Source organism: Hydrogenophaga palleronii (assembly GCF_031457455.1).
Lineage (GTDB): Bacteria > Pseudomonadota > Gammaproteobacteria > Burkholderiales > Burkholderiaceae_C > Hydrogenophaga > Hydrogenophaga palleronii_A.
Genome location: NZ_JAVDWU010000007.1, coordinates 197,420 through 216,961, shown reverse-complemented (window position 1 = coordinate 216,961; position 19,542 = coordinate 197,420). Strand labels below are relative to the sequence as shown.

The 19,542-nt window shown below is 65.4% G+C and carries 17 protein-coding genes; 2 read left to right on the top strand and 15 right to left on the bottom strand.

The window, feature by feature from the left end; all coding sequences use genetic code 11:
- Nucleotides 1-159 precede the first annotated feature (159 nt).
- Entirely contained in the window at nucleotides 160-474 is a 315-nt protein-coding gene (locus J2W49_RS17130) for a circadian clock KaiB family protein (protein ID WP_310318919.1), read from the top strand.
- Nucleotides 471-4,187, top strand: a complete 3,717-nt coding sequence (locus J2W49_RS17125) for a PAS domain S-box protein (protein ID WP_310318916.1) — start codon at nucleotides 471-473, stop codon at nucleotides 4,185-4,187. Before J2W49_RS17130 ends, J2W49_RS17125 begins: the two co-directional genes overlap by 4 nt.
- 38 nt (nucleotides 4,188-4,225) lie before the next feature.
- Here J2W49_RS17125 and J2W49_RS17120 read toward each other — a convergent pair whose 3' ends face one another.
- The 15 genes from J2W49_RS17120 to J2W49_RS17050 form a co-directional block, all read right to left on the bottom strand.
- Nucleotides 4,226-5,611, bottom strand: a complete 1,386-nt coding sequence (locus tag J2W49_RS17120) for an MFS transporter (protein ID WP_310318913.1) — start codon at nucleotides 5,609-5,611, stop codon at nucleotides 4,226-4,228.
- Nucleotides 5,608-6,819: a multidrug effflux MFS transporter gene (locus J2W49_RS17115; protein WP_310318910.1), complete on the bottom strand. Its 1,212-nt coding sequence runs from the start codon at nucleotides 6,817-6,819 to the stop codon at nucleotides 5,608-5,610. Before J2W49_RS17115 ends, J2W49_RS17120 begins: the two co-directional genes overlap by 4 nt.
- A 133-nt stretch (nucleotides 6,820-6,952) precedes the next feature.
- The gene (locus J2W49_RS17110) at nucleotides 6,953-7,489 is read right to left on the bottom strand and encodes a methylated-DNA--[protein]-cysteine S-methyltransferase (RefSeq protein ID WP_310318907.1); all 537 of its coding nucleotides are present in this window, start codon (nucleotides 7,487-7,489) and stop codon (nucleotides 6,953-6,955) included.
- A 16-nt stretch (nucleotides 7,490-7,505) separates the two neighbouring features.
- Complete coding sequence (locus J2W49_RS17105; RefSeq protein ID WP_310318904.1) at nucleotides 7,506-8,411, bottom strand: SDR family oxidoreductase; 906 nt, start codon at nucleotides 8,409-8,411, stop codon at nucleotides 7,506-7,508.
- Nucleotides 8,412-8,556: 145 nt separating this feature from the next.
- A complete protein-coding gene (locus J2W49_RS17100; protein ID WP_310318901.1) occupies nucleotides 8,557-9,048 on the bottom strand; it encodes a GNAT family N-acetyltransferase in 492 nt (163 codons plus the stop codon).
- On the bottom strand, nucleotides 9,045-9,980 hold the full coding sequence (locus tag J2W49_RS17095) for a glutathione S-transferase family protein (RefSeq protein ID WP_310318899.1): 936 nt from the start codon (nucleotides 9,978-9,980) through the stop codon (nucleotides 9,045-9,047). Before J2W49_RS17095 ends, J2W49_RS17100 begins: the two co-directional genes overlap by 4 nt.
- A 68-nt stretch (nucleotides 9,981-10,048) precedes the next feature.
- Complete coding sequence (locus J2W49_RS17090; protein WP_405001044.1) at nucleotides 10,049-11,686, bottom strand: isovaleryl-CoA dehydrogenase; 1,638 nt, start codon at nucleotides 11,684-11,686, stop codon at nucleotides 10,049-10,051.
- 54 nt (nucleotides 11,687-11,740) lie between these two features.
- Nucleotides 11,741-12,508: a carbon-nitrogen hydrolase family protein gene (locus J2W49_RS17085; protein ID WP_310318896.1), complete on the bottom strand. Its 768-nt coding sequence runs from the start codon at nucleotides 12,506-12,508 to the stop codon at nucleotides 11,741-11,743.
- Between the two features lie 11 nt (nucleotides 12,509-12,519).
- Entirely contained in the window at nucleotides 12,520-13,539 is a 1,020-nt protein-coding gene (locus tag J2W49_RS17080; RefSeq protein WP_310318892.1) for an NADP-dependent oxidoreductase, read from the bottom strand.
- Nucleotides 13,540-13,575: 36 nt separating this feature from the next.
- Nucleotides 13,576-14,373, bottom strand: a complete 798-nt coding sequence (locus J2W49_RS17075) for an SDR family NAD(P)-dependent oxidoreductase (protein ID WP_310318889.1) — start codon at nucleotides 14,371-14,373, stop codon at nucleotides 13,576-13,578.
- Nucleotides 14,373-14,798, bottom strand: coding sequence for a PaaI family thioesterase (locus J2W49_RS17070; protein WP_310318887.1), 426 nt, complete (start codon nucleotides 14,796-14,798; stop codon nucleotides 14,373-14,375). Before J2W49_RS17070 ends, J2W49_RS17075 begins: the two co-directional genes overlap by 1 nt.
- 175 nt (nucleotides 14,799-14,973) lie before the next feature.
- On the bottom strand, nucleotides 14,974-15,765 hold the full coding sequence (locus tag J2W49_RS17065; RefSeq protein WP_310318884.1) for an SDR family oxidoreductase: 792 nt from the start codon (nucleotides 15,763-15,765) through the stop codon (nucleotides 14,974-14,976).
- 241 nt (nucleotides 15,766-16,006) lie between these two features.
- On the bottom strand, nucleotides 16,007-16,309 hold the full coding sequence (locus J2W49_RS17060; protein WP_310318881.1) for a Dabb family protein: 303 nt from the start codon (nucleotides 16,307-16,309) through the stop codon (nucleotides 16,007-16,009).
- A complete protein-coding gene (locus J2W49_RS17055) occupies nucleotides 16,309-18,135 on the bottom strand; it encodes an acyl-CoA dehydrogenase (RefSeq protein ID WP_310318878.1) in 1,827 nt (608 codons plus the stop codon). The genes J2W49_RS17060 and J2W49_RS17055 overlap by 1 nt, the downstream gene beginning before the upstream one ends.
- A 114-nt stretch (nucleotides 18,136-18,249) precedes the next feature.
- The gene (locus J2W49_RS17050) at nucleotides 18,250-19,434 is read right to left on the bottom strand and encodes a DUF7832 domain-containing protein (protein ID WP_310318875.1); all 1,185 of its coding nucleotides are present in this window, start codon (nucleotides 19,432-19,434) and stop codon (nucleotides 18,250-18,252) included.
- Nucleotides 19,435-19,542: the final 108 nt, after the last annotated feature.

Sequence of the window (19,542 nt, the reverse complement as noted above, 5' to 3'; positions counted from 1 at the left end):
ATCCATAACATCCCCTCATGCCGATTTCGACCACAGCGCTTCCCCCTCCCTCCTCAGCGATGGTGAGCGTCGCAACGTTGACAAAGGCACCCACTGGCATCACCGGCGATGCTGAGATCAGCCGATCGGTCAATCCCTTCGGAACGGCCGGGTACTGACGTGCCCGCGACCGGCCACGTCACCTACAGCTTCAGGCTCTACATCGCAGGCGAGGCCATGAACTCGGCGCAAGCCTTGGCCAACCTGCAGGCGCTGTGCCGCGGGCAGCTGACCGGGCGCCACAGCATTGAAGTGGTCGACGTGTTCTGCGAGCCCGAGCGTGCGCTGGCCGACGGCATCTTCATGACGCCCACCCTGCTCAGACTGGCCCCCCTGCCCCTGCGCAAGATCGTCGGAACGCTCAGCGACACCGCGACGCTGATGCAAGCGCTGGACCTGCCAGGGCCTGGCGGACTGGCACAGGCGCAGCCGTGAAATCAGCGCATTCCTCTGGCGAACTGATCCGCCAGGCACGCATCGCTGCGTTGATCGAGACCCTGCACGAGACCGAACAACAGCTCGAAGAGCTGACGGCCGGTGAGGTCGACACCGTGGCCAACCAGGCCGGCCGCATCTTCCTGCTGCGCAGCGCCGAGGAACAGCTGCGCCAGCAGGAAGCAACCAAGCAGATGGCGCTGCTCAATGCACTGCCCGCGCACATTGCCGTGCTCGACGCCGAAGGCGTGATCGTCGCCGTGAACGAGGCCTGGCGCCGCTTTGCTAATGAGAACAACCTGCGCGACGTCAACCATGGCGTGGGCCGGAACTACCTCGACGTATGCGGCACGCCCCATGGCGAAGGTGCGAACGAAATCTGGGCCGTTGCAGTGGGTCTGCGCGCCGTGCTGGCGGGCGAACGCGGCAGCTTCTCGATCGAGTACACCTGCGACTCGCCCACCGAACAACGATGGTTCATGCTCACGGCGACGCCGATGGCGGCCGACCGCCGGGCCGGTGCGGTGGTGATGCACATCAATGTCAGCGCCCGCGCGCGGGCCGAGCAGGCGCTGCGCGACAGCAAGACGATGCTCGACATGGCGGGCCGGAGTGCCAAGGTCGGCGGCTGGACCTTCGAAGTGGCTCAGAAGCACCTGCAATGGTCCGACATGGTCGCCAGTCTGCACGACGAACCGGCCGGCTATTCGCCCTCGATGGAGATGGGTCTCACGTCGTTCGTCCCCGAGCACCGCGCTGCGGTTCGCGACGCCGTCGAACGCTGCATCGCCTCCGGCACGCCGTATGACGTGGAAGCCGAGAAGATATCGGCCACCGGGCGCCGCTTCTGGGTGCGCACCATTGGCGAAGCGGTGCGCGACGCCGAGGGCCGCATCGTGCGCATCCAGGGCGCGCTGCAAGACATCACCGAGCGCAAGCTGGCGGCGCTGCAGACACAAAAGCTGGCGCAGCGTCTGAGCAGCACGCTAGAGAGCATCACCGACGGTTTTATCTCTGTCGATCGCGATTGGCGAATCACCTACATCAACCGCCAGGCTGAACGACTGTGGGGACGTGAGCGCGAGGTGACGCTCGGGCGCGTCCTGTGGGAGGTCTTCCCGGAGGCACTGGGCTCGGTTTTCGAGCAGCCTTACCGGCGTGCGATGGGAGGCGAAACGGGTATCAGTTGCGAGGCGCAGTACCTGCCCATGCAGAGGTGGTTCGGCGTCGACTGCCATCCCATGGACGACGGTCTGTCGATCTACTTTCGCGACATCACCGAAACCCGCACGGCGCGTCAGCAATTGAAGCTGCTCGAGGCCAGCGTGGCGCAGCTCAACGACATCGTCGTCATCACCGAGCCGGCACCCGAACTGATGCAGGGCCTGCGCATCGTGTTCGTCAACGATGCCTTCGTTCGCCAGACCGGCTACGCTCGCGATGAGGTGATGGGGCTGTCACCCGGGCTGCTCGACGGCCCTGCCACGGACGCCGTCGAGCTGGCCCGCATCCGTCGTGCGGTCGGCCGCTTCGAGCCGGTGCATGTCGAACTGGTGAAATACACGAAGCACGGCCAGCCGTACCCGATCGAGCTCGACATCACGCCGATTGCAGCGGCGGGTGAGGGTTTTACGCACTTCGTCTCGGTTATGCGCGACATCAGCGAACGCCGCCACAATGAAGAGGCGTTGCACGAACTGAACGCCGGCCTCGAGGAACGGGTGTACCAACGCACCCTGGAGCTGGAGCGGGCGCGGGAACTCGCCGAGCAGGCCAACCGCGCCAAGTCCTCGTTCCTCGCGACGATGAGCCACGAGATCCGCACGCCCATGAATGGCGTCATCGGCATGATCGAGGTGCTTGAGGAGAGCCACCTGAGGCCCGACCAGCGCGACATGGTGAAAACCGTGCGAGAGTCGGCCTACGCCTTGCTGTCCATCGTCGACGATGTGCTCGACTTCTCGAAGATCGAGGCGGGACAGTTCATGATCGACCGCGCGCCGATGGACGTGGGCGCGGTGGTCGAAGGCGTCGGCGACGCCTTGCGCAGGTTGTCCGAAAACCAGCGCGTTGGGCTGCGTCTGTACGTTGACCCACGGCTGCCCTCTCTCATGCTGGGCGATGCGGGGCGGTTGCGCCAGGTGCTGATGAACCTGGTCGGCAACGCGATCAAGTTCAGCAGCGATCAGGCGCGCCCGGGCTTGGTGTCGCTGCGGGCGCAGCGTATCTCCAGTGGTGCCGGTGATGACACGCTGGTGCTGGTGGTGAGAGACAACGGTGTCGGCATGGACGCCGAGACATTGGCCCACCTGTTCACGCCCTTCTCGCAGGCGGACGCGAGCACCACGCGGCGATTCGGCGGCACCGGGCTGGGCTTGAGCATCTCCCACCGCCTCGTGGCGCTGATGGGTGGCGAGATCACGGTCAAAAGCGCCATAGACCAGGGCTCGACATTCACAGTGCGGCTACCGGTGGGCGATGCAGCCGAGGCTGCGCCCGTCGCACAGCCATTGGCGGGGCTACCTTGCGTGTTGCTGGGTGCAGCTGATCTGGCCGATGATCTTGCCGACTACCTCACCCACGCAGGCGGCGCAGTACAGCGCGCACCTACCCTGGTTGAGGGATTGACCTGGCTGCGGAGTGCCACACCGGCCCAATGCGTCGTTGTGGTCGCAGGTCCAACCGAGGGCATCGACCCGGTTCTCAAGGCCTGCCGTGCCATTGCGCTTGAGCGTCCAGGGATGGTGCTGGCCTTTGTCGTCATCAAGACCGGACAGCGACGCCGGCCGCGCCGGCAGCACCCGGACCAAGTGGACCTGGACGGCGACAGCCTGCACCGCGCCGCCTTTCTGCGAAGTGTTGCACTCGCGGCCAGACGGGATCTGGCCGAGCAAGCCCCGATCGTCGCGGTAGACGTTGACGCCGCCGGGCAGCCGCCAGCGCTAGAACGACCGTCGGGCATGGAACCCCTGATCCTGGTGGCGGAAGACAACGAGGTCAATCAACAGGTGCTCACCAAGCAGCTCGCGCTGCTCGGCTACCGCGCCGAAATGGTCGGGGACGGCGTGGAGGCGCTGGCCCGTTGGCGCTGCGGAGGTCATGCTTTGCTGCTGACCGATCTGCACATGCCGAACATGGACGGCTACATGCTGGCCACCGCGGTGCGGGCCGAGGAAGGCCAGGCATCGCGCCTGCCCATCATCGCGTTGACGGCCAATGCCTTGCGCGACGAGGAAGTCCGTTGTCACCAAGCCGGCATGGACGCCTATCTGACCAAACCGGTGCGTCTGGCACACCTGAAGACGGCCATCGACGCCTGGCTGCGGCCCGCGCCAGCGAAGTCGAGCGTGACCGGGATGGAAGAAGCGGTACCCAGCGCATCATCCCCGGTGGACCTCCGCGTACTCGCTGACCTCCTGGGCGATGACCCCCAGGTGATGCAGGAAGTGCTGGCGGCCTTTCGCACGAACACGGCGGGCTCTGCGCTGACGATGGCAAAGGCCCACTCCGACGGTGTGGCGCAGACCATGTTCGATGTTGCTCACAAGCTGAAGTCGACCGCACGGGCCATCGGCGCAGCGCGCCTCGGGCAGATCTGTGCCGACATCGAAGAGGTCGCTGCCAGCAAAGCACACACCACAGCGCTCGACCCTCTGGTGGCCCACTTTGAAGCCGAGATGCTTGCTGTTCACAGTTTTCTCGACAATCGATAGGACCGTGACGCCGTGTGGCGTGCTACCAGCCCAGCCTTTCAGTGCCGCACCCGCAACGAACTGCTCACCCCCGCCAGCAGTGCACAGCCCGCCGCCACACACAGCGCAACCGTCTCGCCCTGGCCATCGTGCAGGTTCCACACCCCGTAGATTGCGGCCAGCATCACTGCGCCGATCGTCTGGCCGGTGAGCCGTGCGGTGCCCAGCATGCCGCTGGCCGCGCCGCTGCGGTGCAGGGGTGCGGTGGTCACGATGGTGTGGTTGTTGGGTGACTGGAACAGCGCGAAGCCTGCGCCGCACAGCGCCAGACGCCAAGCCATGTCCACGCTGGTGGCGTCTTCGGGCCGCAGGCCCACCAGCAGCAGGCCGGTGGCAAACACCAGCATGCCCACGCCGCCCAGCCCGCCGTCCGGGTAGCGGCCGATCAGGCGCCCGGCGATGGGTGCCGTGAGCGCGGTGGCCATGGGCCAGGCCATCATGATCAGGCCGGCGGCCATGTGCGAGCGGCCCTGCACTTCCAGCAGCAGGAACGGCATGCTGAGCATGGCCAGCATCTGCGCGCAGAAGGCGCCCAGCGATGCGCCCATGGACAGTGCGAACACGGGCATGCGCAGAAGGTCCAGTGGGAACATGGGTGCGGCCAGGTTCCACTGGCGGCGCAGGTACACCACCCCCACCAGCACGCCGGCACCCAGCAGGCTCCACCCCAGCACCGGCGTGGCCTGGGCCGTTTCGCCGCCGCGCACGCCCAATTGGTCCGCCCCCACGAAGACAAGCGTGAACATGAGCACGTTGAGCAGCACATCCATCAGCGAAAACCGCGGCGCAGCGCCCTCGCGGGACAGGTTGAACGGCAGTGCGCGGCGGCCCATCGACAGCGTGAGCAGGCCCAGCGGCAGGTTGAGTGCAAACAACCACGGCCACGAGGCCACGGACAGGATGCTGGCCGCCACCGCCGGACCGGCCATGGACGAGGTGGCCACCACCATGGAGTTGATGGCGATGCCGCGCCCCAGGCTAGCGCTGGGGTAGATCAGGCGCACCAGCGCGGCGTTCACGCTCATGATGCCGGCGGCACCCAGGCCTTGCAGCGCACGCGCGGCTGTGAGCATGGTCAATGAGCTGGCCAGCATGGCGGCTGCCGATGCCAGCACAAACAGCGCCATGCCCACCAGGTAGACGCGCCGGTAGCCCAGGCGATCACCCAGCGCCGCCAGCGGCAGCAGCATCACCAGCGAGGCGATCTGATAGGCGTTGACCACCCAGATGGCTTGCGAAGCGCCGGCGTTCAGCTCGCGCGCAATGCCGGGCAGCGCCAGATTGACGATGCTGCCGTCCATCACCGCCATGGCGATGCCCAGCACGATCACCAGCACGGCACGCCCCCGCTCGGGGGACGGCAGACCGTCTGGAGGAGAGGTCAACGGGCTTCGGCCGCGCTCGGGCCCTGCGCGTAGCCGCCCAGCGTGGCCCAGGTGAGCAGCACACCCACCAGCGCGCCACTGGCCATTCCCACCACCATGGGCAGCGGCTCGCCGTTGGCAAACAGGCTCACGATGGCCATGGCCAGGGCACCGCCCAACATCTGCAGTGTGCCCATCAAGGCCGAAGCGGTGCCCGCGATGGCGCCATGCTTTTCCAGCGCCAGCACCGAGGTGGTAGGGATGACCAGGCCCATGAAGCCGCTGGCCACGAAGTACAGGCCAATCAGCACCCACAGCTGGTCACCGCCCGCCAGGTAGTAGGCCAGCAGCAGGCACATGACCACGCCCGATGCACTGGCCGCACCCTTGACCACGTTCACCAGCCCGAAGCGGCGGCCCAGCAGTGCGGTGCACTGCGCCGCGCCAAAAAAGGCGGCCGCGTTCACAGAAAACGCCAGGCTGTACTGCGTGGGCGTGAGGCCGTAGTGGTTGATCATCACGAACGGTGAGCCGGCGAGGTACACGAAGAAACCGGCCAGGGCCGTGCTGGCAATGCCCACCAGGCCCAGAAAGTGCCCGTCGCGCAACAACACGCCATAAGAGCGCAGTGCGCTGCCCAGGCTGCTTTCCAGGCGCTGGGCCGGCGGGCGGGTCTCTTTCAGCGCGCCGTACACCAGCGCCAAGCCAGCCACCGATGCCAGCGCCACGGCCCAGAACACGCCGCGCCAGCCACTGAGCGCGATCACGCCGCTGCCCACCAGGGGCGCCAGAATGGGCGAGACACTGAACACCAACATCAGCAGCGACATGATGCGCGCGGCCTCGTTGCCGGTGTGCAGGTCACGCACCACGGCACGCGGGATCGCCATGCCGGCGGCCGCACCCAGGCCCTGCAAAAAGCGCAGCACCACCAGCGTCTGCACGTCGGTGGCCAGGGCACAGCCCACGCTGGCCAGGGCAAACAGGACCATGCCAAAGTACAGCGGCGGTTTGCGCCCCACCATGTCGGAAATGGGCCCGTACAGCAACTGGCCAGCACCCAGCGAAAGAAAAAAGGCCGTGAGCGTCCATTGCACGGCGCCCACGTCGGCCGCCAGGCTGCTGCCAATGGCGGGCAGCGCGGGCAGGTACATGTCGATGGCGAAGGGGCCGATGGCCGAGAGCAGGCCCAGGATGAGCGCGAGTCTGAGGAAAGAGGACGAATGCATAGCCCGCCATTGTCACCGCATCAGCTAGGTGTAAACCCGGGTACGGTGGATGGGCTCAGTCCGCATCGGGGCACAGGGTCTGGTCTGCACAAAAGCGCGGGATCTGTGTACAAAGCCGAATCCACATCCAAGGTCAATCGAACAGACCGCGATCCAGCGCACCTTCGATCATCAGCATGCGCAGCTTGGTGCGCGCGCCACCACCCGCTGAAAACCCACCCGGCTTGTTGCCCGCGGCCAGCACCCGGTGGCAGGGCACCACCGGCGCAAACGGGTTGTGGCCCATGGCTTGCCCCACCGCACGGGCCAGACCCGGGTCGCCCAGCGCCAGGGCCACTTCACCGTAGGTGCGTGTCTGCCCCGGCGGTATGGCGCGCACGTAGGCGTAGACCTGGCGCTGAAACGGTGTGAGGCGGCTCATGTCGAGCGTGATCTCGCGCAGGTCGCTGCGCGAGCGCCCCTCCAGCACCGCCTGCACGCCCTCGATAGCGGCTCGCACGGGCGCCGGTGGCTCACGCTCGGGCAAGGCTGGCAGGCCCTTGAGCAGGCGCTCGCGGGTGCGCTGCGGATCGGCCTCCGGCAGTTGCACGGCTAGCAACCCACTCGGTCCCCAGGCAAGGCCGCACACACCGATGGCGGTGTTGAACAGCGCGTGGCCGCTCTCCCCCATGGCCTGCCCGCGGGCTTCAGCCGCCGCGCAGTTGGGCGCGCAGCGCCACGCCGATCTCGGGCCGCTCCAGGAACGGGTCGGCCGGGTTCTCCTGGTTCACGATGTTTTCCATGCGGGCGCGCACATTGCCCAAAGCCCGGGGGTGGCTGTAGATGTAGAAACGATCGGCAGTGATGGCGTCGAACACCAGCTGCGCCACCTGAGCGGCCGTGACCTTGCCCGAACTCACGGCCTTGTCGCTCATGGCCTGGCCGATCAACTGGCTCTGCGTGGCCTTCTCATCGGCCAGTTCCGCCGGTTTGTTGCGGTGGCTCTGGCTGATGCCGGTGGGCACAAAGTAGGGGCACAGCACGCTGGCGCTGACCTGGTCGCTCACCAGCTTCAGGTCCTGGTACAGGGTTTCGGTGAGGCTCACCACCGCGTGCTTGCTCACGTTGTAGATGCCCATGTTGGGCGGCGTGAGCAGGCCAGCCATGCTGGCGGTATTGACGATGTGGCCCCGGTAGGCCGGGTCTGCCTTGGCGGCGGCCAGCATCATCGGGGTGAACAGACGCACACCATGGATCACGCCCCAGACGTTCACCCCCAGCACCCACTCCCAGTCCTTGACGGAATTCTCCCAGATCAGGCCACCTGAGCCGACGCCAGCGTTGTTGAACACAAAATGCGGCGCGCCGAAGTTGGCCTGCACGTCGGCCGCCAGCGCCTCCATCTGTGTCTGGCTGGACACGTCCACGCGCCGCGCCATCACCTTGACACCCGTGGCATTCAACTCGGCCTCGGCGGTGTCCAGCGCGTCCTGCTGCACGTCCACCAACACCAGGTTCATGCCCAGCGATGCGCCGATGCGTGCGCATTCGAGCCCGAAACCCGAACCCGCGCCGGTGAGCACGGCGGTTTTGCCTTTGAAGTCTTGAATCATGTGTGTCTCCTGTGATGGGTGGTTAGGTTTTCATTTGTCTCAAATGACGGTGCGCTCAACTTCCAGCACACACCACGGAACCGGTTTTGCCGGGCCGCAGGTGTGGTCCCCCTGGGGGGAAGGCGCGAAGCGACGCAGGGGGGTTTCACAATCTCTTCATTTCGATGTGGTCGATACCGTCTTCGACGTAGATCGGGCCGTCGGGCTCGAAGCCGTGTTGCCGGTAGAAGGGCTGCAGGTGCGCCTGCGCGCCAATGCGGATGGGCTGCACGCCCCACAGGCCGTGCAAGGCCCGCACCGCCTCGCGCATGAGCACATGGCCGATGCCGGTGCCGCGCGCCGCAGACGCGCTGACCACACGGCCAATGCTGGCCTCCGGGTATTTCAAGCCCGCAGGGGCCAGCCGCGCATAGGCCAGCAGTTGCGGCGATGGCCCGGCAAGGGTTTGTTCGCCCAGCAGGTGCATGCACTGCGCGTCGGCCCCGTCCATGTCCTGGAACAGGCACTGTTGTTCCATCACGAACACCTCGGTGCGCAGCTGAAGCAGGCGGTAGAGCGTGCGGGCATGCAGGGCATCAAACGGAAGGCAGCGCCAGCTGACGGCAAGGTCTGAAGTCAAGGGAACGGTGAGGCTCAAGCGCGCACTTCCCTCAAGACGTAGCCGACGCGCGGAAAGTGCACGTGCAGCTTGCCCGCACGTTCATCGGTGCGTTCCAGCGTGTAGCGGGTGCGGGTGGCGGCCAGCAGAATGCCTTCGGTGGGTTCCTGCCCAAAGGTTTCGGCGGCGACTGTGACTCGACTGCCCAGGGCAATGCCGTGGTCGTTCTGGAAGATGTCTTCCGGCAAGGGTGCGGGCTCGATGGCTGCGGCGATTTCAATGGCTTGCGTGGCGCTGAGCTTGCCCATCTCGCCGTAGCCGATCGCGGCCATGCGGTCCATCCATTCGATGACCGCTGGCGTGGCGTCGAGGATGTCCGCCATGACCGGGTTCACCACCCGGCTGAACCACAGCGGGTGGTAGGCCGCAAAGTCGGCCACACAAGGCATTTCGCCGAGCAGAAAGGGCTGGTCTTCCACCATGCTGGACAGGCGGCGCAGGTAGCTGCGGTAAGCGGCGGTGGCGTCGCCCGGGCGCAGGGTGACCATGCCGGTGCGCATGGCGCTGCGGTCGGCGGCGAAAGCCTGCGCGTGGGCCAGCGGCTGGTCGGCGAACAGGGCGGCGGCACCCTTGGGGCTGAGGTTGTAGCCCATGGCGGCCCAGAACAGCGTGCTGTCGGCCCACTGCGCCAATGCACGCGCCATGCCCTTGAGCCGATCCGGGTACAGCGTGGGTTCAGGCTGGTGGTGTTCGAGCACGTCGCAGATGAGCGCGGTGTCGCAAAAGATGTCGGCCCCCACCTGCAGAAAAGGCGTGCGCCGGTAGCCGCCCGTGAGGGCCAGCACGTCGGGCTTGGGCATGATGCGCGGGATGATCACGCTCTGCCAGGCCAGTTGCTTGTGCCCCATGATCAGGCGCACTTTCTCAGAAAACGGCGAGGTGGGGTAGTGGTGCAGGATGAGGTCGGACATGGCTGTTTCAATGAGTGCGTTCGAGGTGAGCGCTTCGGCAGGCTCAAGCCGAACGGGTGTTGGCTGGCTCATACGGGTTGGGCACGTTGAAGGATGGCGTCGAAGTCGGTGCCGGCACCCAGCGAACCGAAGCTGTGGCCCCATTGGCCATCAATGCGCGCATCGCAGAAGGCGCCAAACACCGCACCCGGCGCCGTCTGCGCCAGCAACGCGCCCTGCACGGCCAGGGCCACGTCTTGCGCCAAGCGGCGCGCTTCCATCTCGGTGGCCATTTCTTCCACGCGCATGGGGAGCTGCTCCGCCAAGCGGTCCAGTGCGGGGTGCATGCCCTTCGCTGGCGCGAGTTCGTGAGCCAATGCAGCCGCGGCATCTGCCTTGCGCAGAGCACGCAACAGATCAATGGCCATGATGTTGCCAGCGCCTTCCCAGATGGAGTTCAGCGGCATCTCGCGGTAGATGCGCGCCATGACGCCTTCGCCGCCCTCTTCCACATAACCGTTGCCACCCAGGCATTCCATGGCTTCCTGAGCGAAGTGGCTGCCACGCTTGCAGATCCAGAACTTGGCCACTGGCGTCAACAACCGGGCCATGATCTGTTCGTGTGCATCGTTGGGCCGGTCGAAACAGCGGGCCAGCCGCAGCGCCAGCGCGGTGGACGCTTCGCTCTCCAGTGCCAGATCGACCAGCACGTTTTTCATCAACGGCTGGTCGATCAGGAACTTGCCGAACGCCTTGCGCTGCGCGGTGTGGTTCAGCGCGATCGACAGCGCCTGGCGCATCAGGCCGCTGGTGCCCAGGGCGCAGTCCAGGCGCGTCATGGTGCCCATGGCCAGAATCTGCGGCACACCCCGACCTTCTTCGCCCACCAGCCAAGCGGTGGCGCTGTGGAACTCCACTTCGGAACTGGCGTTGGCCTTGTTGCCCAGCTTGTCTTTCAGGCGCTGGATGTGGATGGCGTTGACCGATCCATCCGGCAACACGCGCGGCAGGAACAGGCAACTCAGGCCGCTCGCCGTTTGCGCCAGGATCAGGAAGGCGTCGCACATGGGCGCGGAAAAGAACCACTTGTGGCCGGTGACGTGGAAGCGCTGACCCCAGGCGTCGCTGCCATCGGGCACGGCCTGCGTGGTGTTGGCCCGCACGTCGGAGCCGCCTTGCTTTTCGGTCATGCCCATGCCCATGGTCAGGCCCGGCTTCTCGCTCCACAGCTTGAGCGTGGGGTCGTAGCTTCGGCTGGTGAGGCCGGGGGCCCAGTCCTGGTAGATGGCCGGGTTGTCCTTGAGCGCGGGGGCGACCGCGTAGCTCATGGAGATGGGGCAGAGGGTGGAGGGTTCGAGCTCGGTGAAGAGCATGAAGCCGGCGGCTCTAGAGAGATGAGGGTTCGCTGCACCTTCACCCCACGCCGCACCATGCAGGCCAGCGCCCACAGCAGCATCCATCAGCGCGTGGTAACTCGGATGGAACTCCACCTGATCAATGCGATGCCCAAAACGGCTGTGCGTCTTGAGCTGCGGCGTGAACACATTGGCCAGTCGAGCGTGCTGCTGCATGTCGGCACTGCCCACCAGACCGCCCAGCGCATGCAGCGGTGCTGTGTCCAGCGCTGGTGCGTTGAGCTTCAGCGCAGCCTGCATGGGCTGGTTGACGGCAAACAGATTGACGTCCACCAGGGGCCTGGGCTGATTGAAGACCTCGTGGGTTGTCATGATTTCTCCTGTTGTCCACTAATCACAAGCACAACGGGTGGTGAAACGCCGCGATCAGAGCGTCAGCGCCCGACCGTACCAGCCTGACTCCTGCCGGTGCAAGACCAGCAAACCGGCGCCATCACCAGCCAGTGCAGCGACACAGCGCCCGTCTTCGTCCCAGAGCGCACTGCGTCCCGCGCAGAGGTAGCCTCCTGAGGGGCTGCCCATGTTGGCCAACAGAACTGGCATCCGGTGCGTGATCGCGTGGGCTTTCAACAAGCCCGCATCGACGGCATACCCCTGCCCAGACACGACCATTCCCGCCAGATAGAGTGTGGCACCGGCCTCGCGGGCGGCCTTCGGGTGCGTGGCATGGGTCACGTCTGCGCAGATAGCCAGGCCGCAGCGCCTTCCAGCCACATCGAACACAAAGGGGTGGTTGGGCCCCGCGATCGCATGGCTGTTCTCACCGGGATGCAGGTGCTGCTTGTGATAGATCAGCACTTCGCCTTCGTTTCCAATGACCAGCGCAGAAATGTGCGGCAGTCCCCCAGCGTGGGTCTCGCCCGCTGGCGCCGTAGGCGCGCCTACCACCAGCGTCATTTCGTGATGCCGCGCGGCTGCCTTCAGTGGTGCCAGAAGCGGATCGTGTGCCGACGTGAGGCAGCTTTTCAGCTGCTGCGGCTCATACCCCGAAAGCGACAGCTCGGGAAACAGCAGCAGTTGCACCCCAAGGCGCGCCGCCATCTCCACCATATAGACATGTTGTTCCATGTTGACCGCACGGTCCCCGGCTACTGGCGTGGTCTGCGCGGCAGCAATCGTGAACCGTGAAGGCATGTGGGCAGACATCAGGGGATCAGCTTCACCAACTGTTTACCAAAGTTCTTGCCCTTCAGCAGCCCCATGAAGGCTTCAGGCGCAGCAGCCAGGCCTTCAGCCACGGTCTCACGCGGGCGCAGTTTGCCCGTCGCCACCAGCGTGCCCAGTTCGGTCAGCGCTTCCGGCCACACCTCCATGTGCTCGCTGACGATGAAGCCTTCGATCTTCAGGCGGTTCACCAGAATGAGCGCGGGATTGGCCAGGGGCAGGGGCTGGCCGTCGTAGCCGGCGATCATGCCGCACACCGCGATGCGGCCGAAGGCGTTCATGCGCAGCAGCACGGCGTCGAGCACCATGCCGCCCACGTTTTCAAAGTAGCCGTCAATACCCTTGGGGCAGACTTCCTTGAGCGCCTTGGCCAGGCTGTACATGTCCTTGTGCAGCTTGTAGTCGATGCAGGCGTCAAAGCCCAGTTCTTCCACCGCGTATTTGCACTTCTCCGGCCCACCGGCAATGCCCACGGTGTGGCAGCCGCGCGCTTTGGCCAGGGCGGCAAAGGCACTGCCCACTGCGCCGGTGGCCGCGCTCACCACCACGGTGTCGCCGGGCTTGGGGTTGATGATCTTCACCAGGCCATACCAGGCGGTCACACCCGGCATGCCCACGGCGCCCAGGTAGTACGACAGCGGCACATGCGTGGTGTCGACCTTGCGCAGTGCGCCGGGCTGAGCGGCATCAACCACGCTGTACTGCTGCCAGCCGCCCATGCCCACGACCTTGTCGCCAGCCTGGAACTTGGGGTGCTTGGATTCGACCACCTCGCCCACGGTGCCGCCGATCATCACCTCGCCCAGCGGCTGCGAGGCCGCGTAGCTCTTGCTGTCGTTCATGCGGCCGCGCATGTACGGGTCCAGGCTGAGGAAGTGGTGGCGCACCAGCACCTGGTTCTCGGTGAGGGCCGGGGTTTCAGTGGTGACGAGCTTGAAGTTGTCGACTGTGGCTTCACCCTGGGGGCGGTTGTCGAGCAGGACTTGTTGATTGGTGGGCATGGGTGGGTCTCCTGGTGGTGTTAGGGGAAAAGAATGTCAAACGGATGGGGTGCGTCGCAAGGTGGGCAGGCCCACACCGGCGGCGTCAAAGCCGCCGTCAACCGCCAGCACCTGGCCGTTGATGTAACTGGCCTGCGGACTGCAGAGGAAGCCGATGGCGTTGGCAATTTCTTCCTCGCTGCCGTAGCGGGCGAGCGGAATGGTGTCGTGGTAGTCGGCGCGGATGGCGGGCGTGTGCACGGCAGCGGCCATGGCGGTTTCGACCGGCCCGGGGGCGATGGCGTTCACGCGAATGCCGGCGTTGCCGTATTCCACCGCCTGTTGTTTGGTGAGGTGGATGAGCGCCGCCTTGGACGTGCCATAGGCCACGCGCAAGGTGCTGGCGCGCAGGCCGGAGATGGACGCGATGTTCACCACTGCGCCGCCGCCCTCTTCCAGCATCACCGGCGCCACCGCCTGGGTCATGAGGAAAGCGCCGTCCAGGTTGGTCGCCATCACGGTACGCCATTCGTGGAAACTGGTTTCGCCAATCGGCTTGAACACCGCCACACCGGCGTTGTTCACCAGCGCATCGATGCGCCCGAAATGATCCACCGTGCGCTGCACCGCCGCGTCCACTTGCTGGGGGTGCGACACGTCGGCCGGCACGGCGATGGCGAGTTCAGCGCTCACGCCCTCATGGCGCAAGGCCTGCTCAGATGCCGCCAGCGTGGCCTCATCAACATCCAGCAACACCACCCGATAGCCGTTCGCCAGAAACCAGCGCGCCGTGGCCAGGCCGATGCCGCGTGCGGCACCGGTGACCAGAGCAACAGGAAGGTCTGGCGCGGCCATCAATCCGTCCTGAGGGTGTTGAGTGCGTGGGTGCCTTTGCCCACCGGCAGGCGCGGCACGAACTTGAAGGTGCCGGTCGCATGGCAGCACAGCTTGCCAGCAGCGTCGAAGATGCTGCCTTCGGTGAACGCCATGGTGGCCGTGCGGTGCAGCAGCTTGCCCCGCGCCGTGAGCGGCCCTTTGGCCGCGCGCATGAAGCTGGTCTTCATTTCGATGGTCACGCAACCCATCTCGGGCTGCACCGAACGCGCCGCGTGCGCCATCACCACATCCAGCAGCGTCATGCTGGCGCCGCCGTGCACCACGTCAAACGAATTGAGGTGGTCCTCAGCCGGCGCAAACGTGATCTCGGCCTCACCGCCTTCCATGCGGTGAAGCTCAAAACCCAGCAGTTCGACAAAAGGAATGCGGACAGAAAATTTCATGAACGAACGATACAACCGACTGAGCGCGATGTCTTGGGCCAGAGCGCTGCGAAAGAGACGCCCGTTCCGAAGCGAAATGCCCCCATCAAGCAACACCCAGGATCCGGCTACGCCGGTCCGAGGGTGTGCCCCCTTGAGGGGGTGACGCCGCAGGCGGCGCGGGGGTGGGCCTCCTCTAGCCGCCCGTGATGACGCTCACCCCACCATCCACCGCCAGCCACTGTCCAGTGATGTGTTTGCCCGCATCCGACGCATACAGCACCGTCAGCCCTTTCAGATCTTCATCATCGCCCAGGCGGCCCAGCGGCGCGTGCGCGGCCAGCTTTTCTTCACCCATGGCCTTGAGCGTGCCCACCGTCATCTTGCTCGGGAAAAAGCCCGGGCAGATGGCGTTGACCGTGATGCCGTACTTGCCCCATTCGGCCGCCAGCGCACGGGTGAAGTTGATCACCGCACCCTTGGACGTGTTGTAAGCAATGGTGTTCATGCCGGCGGGGTTGCCGCCCAGGCCGGCGATGGAGGCGGTGTTGATGATGCGGCCGTGCTTGCGGGCGATCATGCTGCGCTTGGCCAGCACCTGGCTCAGGATGAAGTAGCTGCGCACGTTGAGGTTCATCACCTTGTCCCAGGCTTCCACCGGGTGGTCTTCGGCGGGTGCGCCCCAGGCGGCGCCGGCGTTGTTCACCAGGATGTCGATGTCGCCCAGGCGCTGCAGGCTCTCGTCGGCCAGGCGGTGGATGTCTTCCTCCTTCGAACAGTCGGCGGCGACCCAGCGCGCGTCGATGCCAGCAGCCTGCAACTCGGCAGTGGCGGCCTCCAGGTCTTCGGCCTTGCGCGAACTCACCAGCACGCGGGCGCCGGCTTCGCCCAGTGCATGGGCCATCTGCAGGCCCAGGCCGCGCGAGCCGCCGGTGATGAGGGCGGTCTTGCCCTTGAGATCAAAAAGTTGGGAAACGGTACGGGTCATGTTGTCTTCCTCGTTGTCATTGGGGGTGTCAGGTGGTTGCTCATTGTGGGTGATTCACGTATCTCGGGTGTGTCACCGAAGCGGCCTCGGTATCTGCTATTCACCATGTCGGAGCACGACCGGCAACGCGTGAGAAGGTCCAACCAAGTGGCACCGCCGGGCCGGCCTTGCCGGACGGACAGTGCCGCCCCCTAGAGGGGGTGACGTGCCGAAGGCGCGGCGCGGGGGGTGTGTTCAAGTGCTAAGCCTCGTAGTCGAAGCATTGCCGGGACTCGACGACAGCTTTCATGAACGGCTTGATGGCCACATGATCCGGGTGGTTCTGGTAGGCGGCCAATGCAGTACGGTCGGCAAACGCACTGCACAGCAGCAGGTCGCAGGTGGCCTCCATACCAGGCTGGGCGGTGCCCACTTCAAAGCGCAGGATGCCGGGGACGATGTCGGCGCAGGCCTTGAGCATGTCGGCAGCCTTGGCCAGGTTGGCGGACTTCTTTTCGCCTTCGGCCTCGTCTTTCAAGGTCCACATCACGATGTGGTGCAGCATCAGAAAGCCTCCTCTGGCAAGGCGGCGCAGGTCTGGTCGCGGTTGCTCACCACTTGCAGCCAGGCGCCGATCTTGGGCAATTCGTAGTGAAAGAAGAAGCGCATGGCGGCCAGGCGGCCGGTGCGGGCGGCTCCGTCTGCCGCAGCGTGCGCGGCCAGGGCCACGTCCAGCCAGATCCAGGCCAGCACCGTGTGGCCGAAGGCCTGCATGTAGGGCACGGCGTTGGCCAGTGCGTCGGTCGGCTCGCCCGTGGCCCAGGCGGCCTTGGTGGCTGCGCCCACTTGCGCCAGCGCCTGGCCCAGGGCGTTGGCGTGTGCCGCCAGTTCCGGCACCTGTATCGCGCGTTCGATCGTGGCGTTGATGCGACCGGCCAGCAGTTGCAGGCCCTTGCCATTTTCCATCAACACCTTGCGACCCAGGAGGTCGGTGGCCTGAATGCCGTGTGTACCCTCGTGGATCATGTTCAGGCGGTTGTCGCGCCAGTACTGCTCCACCGGGAAGTCGCGCGTGTAGCCGTAGCCGCCATGGATCTGGATCGCCAACGAATTGGCCTCCAGGCACCATTCGCTGGGCCAGCTCTTGGCAATGGGGGTGAGCACCTCCAGCAGCAGGCGGGCATCGTCTGCGCCTTCAGGCGTGCCGGTGTGTTGCTCGTCCACCAGGCGCGCGCAGTACAGCTCCAGGGCCAGCGCCCCTTCGCCATAGCTCTTCTGCGCCAGCAACATGCGCTTCACGTCGGCGTGTTCAATGATGCGCACGGGCGGCTGGGTGGGGTCCTTGCCGGCCGGCCCCATGGGCCTGCCCTGAGGGCGGTTCTTTGCATAGTCCAGCGAGGCGTAGTAACCCGCCAGACCCAGCATCACGGCGGCCGTGCCCACGCCGATGCGTGCCTCGTTCATCATGTGGAACATGCAGCGAAGACCTTCGTGCGGCCGGCCCACCAGGTAGCCCACGGCACCGGCTTCGCCGTTGACCGGAAACTTGCCTTCGCCAAAATTCAGCAGCGTGTTGGTGGTGCCGCGCCAGCCCAGTTTGTGGTTCAGGCCCGCCAGCGCCACGTCGTTGCGCACGCCGATCAGCTGGCCTTGGGCATCCACCATCTTTTTGGGCACGATGAACAGCGAAATGCCGCGCGTGCCAGGGATCAGCTTGCCGTCTGGCCCGGGGACCTTGGCCAGCACCAGGTGCACGATGTTCTCGGTCAGCTCGTGCTCACCAGCCGAAATCCACATCTTGTTGCCCTTGAGCCGGTAGCGCGCACCCAGCGGGTCGGCCTCGAAGTCGGCACCGTCGGGCACGGCGCGGGTGGTGATGTCGCTCAGCGAAGAACCGGCCTGCGGCTCGCTCAGACACATGGTGCCGGAGAAGCGGCCATTGAATTCGTTGCGTGCAAACACCGCCTTCTGCGTCTCTGTGCCATGGACCAGCAGCAGGTTGGCGTTGCCCTTGGTCAGCAGACTGGAGCCGATGCTCACCGAAGCCAGACCAAAGAAGCCATTGGCCGCCGCTTCGATGGTGTAGGGCAGTTGCATGCCGCCCTCTTCATAGTCTTGCGCGGCGCTCAGCATGCCGGATTCAGCATAGGCACGGTTCGCATCCAACGTGGCCTGCGGCAGGATCACCTTCTCGCCGTCGAAATGCGGCTCCTGCGTGTCCACCAGCCGGTTGAACGGCGCGTACTTCTCGCGCGCGATGCGCTCGCAAGTGTCGAGCACCGCGTCAAAGGTTTCGCGACTGTGGTCGGCAAAACGTTCGCGCTCATTGAGCGAGGCAGCGTTGAGCCAGTCGTAAAGCAGGAAATCGAGGGTGGAGCGTAGGATGGCCATGCCGCAAATTATGGTTGGGAGAGGTACCTGGGCGATGTCCGCTGAGCGACGTGCAGAGTGCCTTGGCACCCGTCGTCAATGCAGCCTGGCCGCTTCGGCTGGCGCCGCAGTTGTTCAACCCCCATGGCGACTGCGTACGAGGTTGATATGCGCCATCAAGCCTGCACCAAACATGCGCGGGCCAGGAGCCTGCGGATCTCGGCCCAGCGCCTCCAGCTCGTCGCACAGCGACAGAATGCGTGGGTTGCGCGCAACCTCCGCCGTGGAAAGCACCAGACGGTTGAACGGGTCGGTGTAAAGAATGGATTCGGAAATCGGGCTGGTGCAGCGCAGCTCATCGAGCCCCTGCACGGTGCCCAGCTTTTTCAGCAGCGGCCCCAGCACTGTGCGGCAGCGCTGGGCCAGCACTGGCAGGCCCGCCCGCATAGCCTCGGGCGTGCGGAACACCAGCCGGCTGTTGTAATCGTCATCGGCTTCCACGATCAGCTCGGTGTCGGCACGCAACCACTGGTACAGACGGACCAAGGCGGTGTAGGGCAAGGGATCATCCGGCGTGTCTTGGAAATACTCGGGCAGGCCATGGTCGCGGATGCGCTCGGCCACGCGGTCCAGACAAGACGCCACGGTCAGCGTGATCGCAAAGGCCCCCTGCGGGAGGCGCCTGACAACCACCAGCAGCCAGTGGCGGCCGCCCTCAAAGTCCACGCGAAACAGCCGGCCCGCACGGTCGGGCGTCGGCTCGTCCATCATCAGCGGCTCGTTGACCCGATCGTGCACCAACCCCTCTTCGTCCAGAAATCCGATCAACGCATGCACCACCAGGCCCAGGACGCTGTCGGGCGGCGACAGTGCGGGAGACTGCGCTTCGCCTTGTTTGTCGCGCTCTGCCCGCCAATCCATCCAGCGGCGGTTGAGCACCATGGCCATGCGGTCAAAATTGTGCCAATGCCCCGGCACGCTACAGAAGTCGTCCAGCGCGTGCCCCGTGCGCCGGAACTGGTCACCCAACACGCTGCGATAGTCGATTTCATACTGCCGCGTGAAGTAGTGCTGCGAAAAGGCCAGCCCCTCAGCATTGACGTCCGTGGGAGCGAACTTTCCATCGCAGGCATCCAGCAACAAATCCGCGCACCTGATGCGCCGGGCGCGCAGGTCGTCCACATAACCATTCAGCTCAACGCTTCCCAGACCACGCATCGTGAGCCACGCCACGTACATGCCAATGTGCGTCGCGGCAGCTTCTTTCGCGAGCCCGGACTGGAAGTCAGGGAAGTAATAGTCGGCGGAGTCAAACAGCACGGGCGCCTCTTGGGTTCTGCTGGGAACCGAAAAGTTTAGCTTCAACTTCGCTCTGCCCCGCCGCTCCTTCCGCCCGCGCAAACACAAAACGCCCCCGCAGACTTCCGT